Source organism: Muribacter muris, assembly GCF_001038205.1.
Lineage (GTDB): Bacteria > Pseudomonadota > Gammaproteobacteria > Enterobacterales > Pasteurellaceae > Muribacter > Muribacter muris.
This window is the reverse complement of the sequence record NZ_JWIZ01000014.1, coordinates 84,168-91,842: the sequence shown is the minus strand read 5'-3', so window position 1 is coordinate 91,842 and position 7,675 is coordinate 84,168. Positions and strand designations below refer to the sequence as shown.

Genomic DNA, 7,675 nt, shown 5'->3' with positions numbered 1-7,675 from the left:
AATGGCGTTTTAACCACAGTGAAATAAAAGTTCAATTTTCCATTTTAAAACAATTAGTAAAGCAGAATTTATTCTAGTTATCTAGTACAGCCCCAAATAGAAAATAATATCAAAGATTGTCAATATCAGCCAATCTATTTGGTTATATTTCAAACAAAAAATATTCAAAGAAATTTAAATAAACCTCATCAATAAATTTCCTAATCTCAATCGTTTTTTAACGGCGGAGAGTTTAAAAGTCGGCTACCAATGGTAACCTAAGAAACAAGCGGTTTGATCGGTGCGATCTTTTGCAGAATAGGAACAGCTTTAGTAAACTAGCGTTTTTGCAAACTATTCATCGAATCGAACCGCTTGTTATGTCTTTCCAACTTCAATTCACGCTGCCGAAAAGTAGCGGCTCACACCAAGATCACCAACTACTCGGTAACTTAATCGGCCACGCCGATACCCTTGCCATTGCGCAGGCGGCGGCACAATTTGACGGCTTAAGCGTGGTGATTACTCCCGACTCCCGTACCGCCTTGCGGTTAGAGAAAAGCCTGCCGGCGTTTACCGAGCTTGCGGTTCAGCTTTTTCCCGATTGGGAAACGCTGCCCTATGATAATTTTTCCCCGCATCAAGACATTATTTCGGCACGCCTGTCCGCTCTGTTTCGGCTACAACAGGGCAAAAAACAGATTTTCCTATTACCGATCAATACCTTAATGCAAAAAATCTGCCCGCCGAGCTACCTTGCTAATAATGTGTTATTGATTAAAAAGGGCGATGCGTTTTCGATTGAAAAATTACGCTTGCAGCTCGAAAATGCGGGCTATCGAGGCGTCGAGCAGGTGTTGGAATACGGTGAATATGCCGTGCGGGGCGGGCTACTCGATTTATACCCGATGGGTTCGGCTCTCCCCTACCGTTTAGATTTTTTTGACGATGAAATTGACACTATCCGCACCTTTGATGTGGACAGCCAACGGACAATTGAGGAAATTGAGAGTATCAACCTGCTACCTGCCCACGAGTTCCCGACAGATAGCAACGGTATTGAGCATTTTCGCGGCAAATTCCGTGAACAATTCGGCGAAATCCGCCGTGAGCCCGAACATATTTATCAGCAAGTCAGTAAAGGGATTTTGAATGCCGGCATTGAATATTGGCAGCCGCTCTTTTTCGATCAAATGGCGAGTTTCTTTGACTATCTCTCGCCCAATACGCTATTCATCACCTTCGACACCATTCAAGCCAAAGCAGAACAGTTCTATCAAGACACAGGCAGACGCTTTGAGAGCCGCAGAGTCGATCCAATGCGCCCGCTGTTGCCGCCGGAAATGCTGTGGTTCACACCGGAGCAGGTTAATCAATCGTTGAAGCATTATCCCCGTTTGAGCTTAACGAGTGAAAAGCTAAAGCCGTCCGCCACCAAGCAAAATGCCAATCTTCACCCGTTGCCGGCGATTGCCGTTCAGCCTCACCATAAAACGCCGTTAGCCTTGTTCCAACAGTTTTATCACGAATTTAACGGTACTATTCTGTTTTCCGTGGAGTCGGAAGGACGGCGGGAAACCTTGTTGGATTTACTCTCGCCGTTAGGCATAAAACCGAAGCAGATCAAAACCTTATCCGATAAACTCGATCCGCTTAATTTAATGATCGGCAACCTCGACCAAGGCTTTATGATTGAAGCTGCAAGCGGTCAGTTATTGGCAATTATTTGCGAAACGGATCTGTTGGGCGAAAAAATTCAGCAGCGAAGCTCACATAAACAGCGAAAAACCGTCAATCCCGACACCTTGATCCGCAACTTAGCCGAGTTAAAAATCGGGCAAGCGGTGGTACATTTGGAAAACGGGGTCGGACGTTACGCCGGATTAACCACTTTAGACGCAGGTGGCGTGAAAGCGGAATACCTTGTTCTGCACTATGCTAATGATGCCAAACTCTACGTGCCTGTTGCCTCGTTGCATTTAATCAGCCGTTATATCGGCGGCAGTGATGAGAACGCCCCATTACACAAATTAGGCAGTGAAGCGTGGGCGAAAAGCCGTCAAAAAGCGGCGGAAAAAACTCGTGATGTAGCGGCGGAACTGCTGGACGTTTACGCCAAACGGGAATCGCAAAAAGGGTTTGCATTTACTTACGACAAAGAGGCGTTCCGCCAATTCAGTGCGACCTTCCCATTTGAAGAAACGCACGATCAAAAACTGGCGATAGACGCGGTAATCAGCGATATGTGCCAGCCGAAAGCGATGGATCGGCTTGTGTGCGGCGATGTCGGCTTCGGCAAAACCGAAGTGGCAATGCGGGCAACCTTTCTGGCGGTAATGAACCACAAACAAGTCGCTATTCTCGCTCCAACCACCTTGCTCGCCCAGCAGCACTATGAGAATTTTAAAGATCGTTTTGCCAATCAGCCGGTGCAGGTTGAGGTGCTTTCCCGCTTTAAAACCGCCAAAGAACAGAAAGATATTCTTACCCGTACCGCAGAAGGTAAAGTAGATATTTTAGTCGGCACGCATAAATTGCTACAAGACGATGTGATTTTCCGTGATTTAGGCTTGCTGGTGATTGACGAGGAACACCGCTTCGGCGTTCGCCAAAAAGAGCGGATTAAACAACTGCGTGCCAATGTGGACATTCTCACCCTCACCGCCACGCCGATCCCCCGTACACTCAATATGGCATTAAACGGAATGCGGGATCTGTCAATCATCGCCAGCCCGCCGGCTCGCCGTTTGTCGATCAAAACCTTTGTCCGCCAAAGTGATGAACTTATTATCCGAGAAGCTATTCTGCGTGAAATTTTGCGTGGCGGACAAGTTTATTACCTGCATAATGACGTGGCAACGATCGAGAATTGTGCAACGAAATTGGCGGAATTAGTGCCGGAAGCCCGCATCGTTATCGGGCACGGTCAAATGCGGGAACGGGAATTGGAGCGTGTAATGTCCGATTTCTATCATCAACGCTTTAATTTGTTGGTCTGTTCGACCATTATCGAAACCGGCATTGATGTGCCGAGTGCCAATACCATCATCATTGAACGGGCGGATAAATTCGGCTTGGCACAGCTCCACCAACTGCGAGGGCGTGTGGGACGCTCCCACCACCAAGCCTACGCCTATATGCTCACGCCACACCCGAAAACCCTCACCAAAGAGGCAGAACAACGGCTGGAGGCAATGAGCACGATCGACAACTTAGGGGCAGGATTTGTGCTGGCCACTCACGATTTAGAGATTCGGGGTGCCGGCGAACTGCTCGGCAGCGAACAGAGCGGGCAAATTGAATCCATCGGCTTTTCACTTTATATGGATTTACTGGAAAATGCGGTGAAAGCCTTACAGGAAGGGCGTGAACCGACCCTCGATGAAATTACGCAACAGCAAGTCGATATTGAACTACGCGTGCCGGCATTACTGCCCGATGACTATGTGCCGGATGTCAATATGCGGTTATCGTTCTACAAACGGATCGCCAGCAGCGAAGATACACAAAGTTTACAAGCCCTTAAAGTCGAGCTGATTGACCGTTTCGGCTTACTGCCGAGTGCGGCGAAAAACCTCTTTCAGATCACCCAATTACGCCAGCTAGCCAAACAGCTACAACTGAAAAAGGTGGAAGCCGGTATGCAAGGCGGCTATTTGGAATTTAAACCGAATGCCGCCCTTGACCCGACACGTTTCTTACAGCTCATTCAGCAAGAAAAAAATGTCTATAAATTTGACGGGCCACTGAAATTCAAGTTTGCCAAACCCCTTGATAGTGCCGAAGTGCGTTTGAAATTTATCACCGACTTGCTCGAACAACTAACCGCTTAGCCTTGCAAGCGGTCGGAACGGAGACAAAATTAACAAAAACTCGGCAAAAAGTCTGATTTTTAGGCTAACACGCATTTTTTGCAAATTTTCGTTTGACAGAGCGTCTTAAATCGCTAAAATGCACCACATCAAAACGCTACTTACTCAGTAGCGTTTTTTAGCGGGAATAGCTCAGTTGGTAGAGCACGACCTTGCCAAGGTCGGGGTCGCGAGTTCGAGCCTCGTTTCCCGCTCCATTGCCCGAGTGGCGGAATCGGTAGACGCAAGGGATTTAAAATCCCTCGCCTTTCGAGGCGTGCCAGTTCAAGTCTGGCCTCGGGCACCATTTAAAAAATCAAATCTATGCGGGAATAGCTCAGTTGGTAGAGCACGACCTTGCCAAGGTCGGGGTCGCGAGTTCGAGCCTCGTTTCCCGCTCCAATGCCCGAGTGGCGGAATCGGTAGACGCAAGGGATTTAAAATCCCTCGCCTTTCGAGGCGTGCCAGTTCAAGTCTGGCCTCGGGCACCATTTAAAAATCAAATCTATGCGGGAATAGCTCAGTTGGTAGAGCACGACCTTGCCAAGGTCGGGGTCGCGAGTTCGAGCCTCGTTTCCCGCTCCATTTACTTTATAATCTTTTATCTTAAACATACGTTAGAACCTTATATAGCAAGGCTCCAACGCTATGTTTTGCTTATTTCCGCCTTCAAACCACCGCTTGCACTAAATAATCCCAAGCAAGATTGCACCACCGAGTGTCAGCAGTGAAATGCCCCAAATCCAAAAGAATGAATAGCGGATATGTTGACCCATTGAGAGTTTAGCCAGCCCTAACCCCATCCAAAGCGCCGGAGAAAACGGGGAAACGAAAGTACCGACAATGCTGCCGATCATCATTGCATAGCCTGCTGAAACAGAGGGTACACCGGCTTGTTGAGTGATATGCTCTACCACCGGAAATAAGCCGAAATAGTAAGCGTCCGTACTAAATACTAATTCTAGAGGCACGCCAAGAGCACCAATCACAATATGAAGATGCGGAATTAAGCTATCCGGCAGAATTTTGACTAAATCGGTTGCAATCGAAGTGAGCATTCCCGATTCCCGTAATACCCCTAAAAATGTGCCGGCAGCTAAGATAATACTTGCCATCATTATCGCTCCGCCGGCGTGGGCATTGATGCGTGCAAGTTGTTCTTTCGGATCGCGGAAATTGATCAAAAGTGCCAAAACAACGGCGATCATAAATACATAGCCGGAAGGTAAAATGGCAGAAACTAACACGCCTAAAGTGATAATGAATAACGCCAAGTTAATCAGAAAAAGCCCTTTCGATTGTGCTTTAGGGCTTTTTTGCGCTAAATTTTCCTGTGTGCCGACGCTGGCATCAAATGTTACGTCATACAGACTGTCGCCATATTCTTTCGCAATACGCTTTTTCTCTTTTAAACCGAGAAGAATCGCTACCATTAAGGTAACACCAATCCCGATGCCCTGTACTGCCATTAAAGGTTGATACAGCTCAGCAACATCTTTGCCTAATATACTGGCAATCCGCCCTAAAGGCCCGCCCCACGGCAACATATTGATAATACCGGCACTGGCTGCCAACAGTAAAAAGAGTAAATAGGGGTTAATTCTTAGCCGTTTATACAGCGGTAAGAGTGGCGGAACGACCAGTAAAAAAGTCGATGCGCCTGCACCGTCTAATTGGGCAATGGTAGAAATAATCACTGTGCCGACCGTTACCGCTACTACATTACCGCCGGTCAGCCGAATCAGTTGGTTTATCATTGGGTTAAACAAGCCGACATCGTTCATTATGCCAAAAAAGATGATGGCAAAAATAAACATAATGGCAATTTGTACCACCGATTTCGTGCCTGCTTGGTAAAATTTCGTTAAATCCGCCACGGAAAAGCCGGCGAGAAACGCACCGATGACCGGGATTAACACTAAAGCGACAACCGGCGAAGTTTTCTCTGTCAGTAATAATAAGACGATGGTAAAAATAATCGCTAATCCGATTAACGTAATCATAGTTTTCCTCCTGTTGAATCAGTCTATTCAAATTAGGCGATATTTTGCACATTGAAAAGGACTTCTTTTCACATTTGAGAACAAGATCACAACTTTTGATTAACAATTTACAAAAAATAGACTAAAAGCAACCGCTTGTAAGCATAACATTACAATGTTTTGAGAAATGCTATCGGTTCTATACTCACTTTATCTGGTTGTTTTTTTATACTTATTCAATTAGTAGGATTTTTGAAAATGTAAATATTTTCATCAAAAGACAGCCTCTATTTCTGCTTTCGCTAAACTAGCGTATAATCGTGCGAGTTTGTTATAGCCTAAGGATTTATTATGTCTCACCTTTCCAGTGCACGCACAACGCTTAGTCTTTATACCTCTGCGATTGAACGGTTAAACCAACATCTTGATCAACACTTTGAGCAAGCTGTCGAAATGATCTTAAATTGTGCAGGGCGTGTCGTGGTAGCGGGAATCGGAAAATCGGGGCTAGTCGGCAAAAAAATGGTGGCAACTTTTGCATCAACAGGAACACCGAGCTTTTTTCTCCACCCGACCGAAGCCTTTCACGGTGATTTGGGAATGCTTAAGCCGATCGACATCGTGATCCTCATTTCTTATAGTGGCGAAACCGATGACGTGAACAAACTCATTCCGAGCCTGAAAAATTTCGGTAATAAAATCATTGCAATGACAGGCAATGTCAATTCAACGCTTGGTCAGCACGCAGATATTTGCTTAGATATTAGTATTGAGCGGGAAGCCTGCCCGAATAACCTTGCGCCGACGACTTCCAGCCTCATCACAATGGCACTCGGTGATGCGTTAGCTATTGCCTTGATTAACGCTCGTCAGTTCAAAGCGGAAGATTTTGCCCGTTTCCATCCGGGGGGTAGCCTTGGACGTAAATTGCTCTGTCGTGTACGTGATGTGATGCAACGCAAATTGCCGATTACATCGCCGGACAGTCAATTTAGTCAGTGCCTTGATGTAATGAATGAAGGTAGAATGGGCGTGGCGTTAGTGATGGAAAATGCCCAATTACTCGGCATTATTACCGATGGTGATATTCGCCGTACCCTTGCCAAATTTGGGGCGGAAAGCCTAAACAAAACGGCAGAGCAAATGATGACACGCCATCCGAAAACTATTTTAGAAACTACTTTCCTTGCTCACGCCGAAGCCTTTATGAAGGAGAACCATATCCATTCACTGATTGCTGTTACGGAAAACGGCACGGTATCCGGCATTGTGGAGTTTGCAAGTTAATGGCAAAAACAAACTATATCACCCGTAGCGGCTGGCAGGCATTGGATCAAGAACTTAAATTTCTCTGGAAAGAGGAACGCCCCAAAGTAACACAAGCGGTATCCGATGCGGCAGCGTTAGGCGATCGTAGTGAAAATGCCGAATATATCTATGGTAAGCGCCGTTTGCGTGAGATCGATCGGCGTGTCCGCTTTCTGACTAAACGGCTCGAAGTGTTGCAAATTGTCGATTATCACCCAAGCCAAGACGGTAAAGTCTTTTTCGGGGCTTGGGTGGAACTGGAAAACGAACAAGGCGAAACCAAACAATACCGAATTGTCGGCTGCGATGAGTTTGATCCGGCAAAACACTGGATCTCAATTGACTCTCCCGTTGCCAGAGCGCTAATTGGTAAACAGGTTGATGACGAAATTCTCGTTACCACCCCATCGGGTAAAACCCGCTTATATATCAATAAAATTTGGTATGATTAACCCTAAAATGACCGACTATTAGGAAGCGGTAAAATATCGCAATATACCCAAATCCTACATACTTTTTCTAATTGCGACTCAATATTCTGACGAAAGTCAAACC

The 7,675-nt window shown here is 46.2% G+C and carries 4 protein-coding genes, 5 tRNA genes and 1 pseudogene; 9 read left to right on the top strand and 1 reads right to left on the bottom strand.

The annotated features are described in order from the left end of the window. The 7 genes and pseudogenes from RO21_RS12740 to RO21_RS03015 all read left to right on the top strand — a co-directional run. A pseudogene (locus tag RO21_RS12740) lies at positions 1–77 on the top strand (IS1595 family transposase); the annotation flags it as partial. A gap of 282 nt (positions 78–359) precedes the next feature. Continuing rightward, positions 360–3,812, top strand: coding sequence for a transcription-repair coupling factor (gene mfd / locus RO21_RS03040; RefSeq protein WP_047976323.1), 3,453 nt, complete (start codon positions 360–362; stop codon positions 3,810–3,812). Positions 3,813–3,972: 160 nt separating this feature from the next. Then, positions 3,973–4,048, top strand: a tRNA-Gly gene (locus RO21_RS03035). 2 nt (positions 4,049–4,050) lie between these two features. Beyond that, a tRNA-Leu gene (locus tag RO21_RS03030) sits at positions 4,051–4,137 on the top strand. A 19-nt stretch (positions 4,138–4,156) separates the two neighbouring features. Next, positions 4,157–4,232 (top strand) — tRNA-Gly (locus RO21_RS03025). A 2-nt stretch (positions 4,233–4,234) separates the two neighbouring features. Next, positions 4,235–4,321: transfer RNA gene (locus RO21_RS03020), tRNA-Leu, on the top strand. Between the two features lie 18 nt (positions 4,322–4,339). After that, positions 4,340–4,415, top strand: a tRNA-Gly gene (locus RO21_RS03015). A 101-nt stretch (positions 4,416–4,516) separates the two neighbouring features. Here the strand turns inward: RO21_RS03015 and RO21_RS03010 are convergent. Continuing rightward, positions 4,517–5,833: a CitMHS family transporter gene (locus RO21_RS03010; protein ID WP_047976322.1), complete on the bottom strand. Its 1,317-nt coding sequence runs from the start codon at positions 5,831–5,833 to the stop codon at positions 4,517–4,519. Between the two features lie 330 nt (positions 5,834–6,163). On the opposite strand from RO21_RS03010, the gene RO21_RS03005 reads away from it, so the two are divergent. Both RO21_RS03005 and greB read left to right on the top strand, forming a co-directional pair. Next, positions 6,164–7,099 carry a KpsF/GutQ family sugar-phosphate isomerase gene (locus RO21_RS03005; protein WP_047976321.1) on the top strand — a complete coding sequence of 312 codons (936 nt, stop codon included), beginning with the start codon at positions 6,164–6,166 and terminating at the stop codon, positions 7,097–7,099. Continuing rightward, on the top strand, positions 7,099–7,572 hold the full coding sequence (gene greB, locus RO21_RS03000) for a transcription elongation factor GreB (RefSeq protein ID WP_047976320.1): 474 nt from the start codon (positions 7,099–7,101) through the stop codon (positions 7,570–7,572). Before RO21_RS03005 ends, greB begins: the two co-directional genes overlap by 1 nt. Positions 7,573–7,675: the final 103 nt, after the last annotated feature.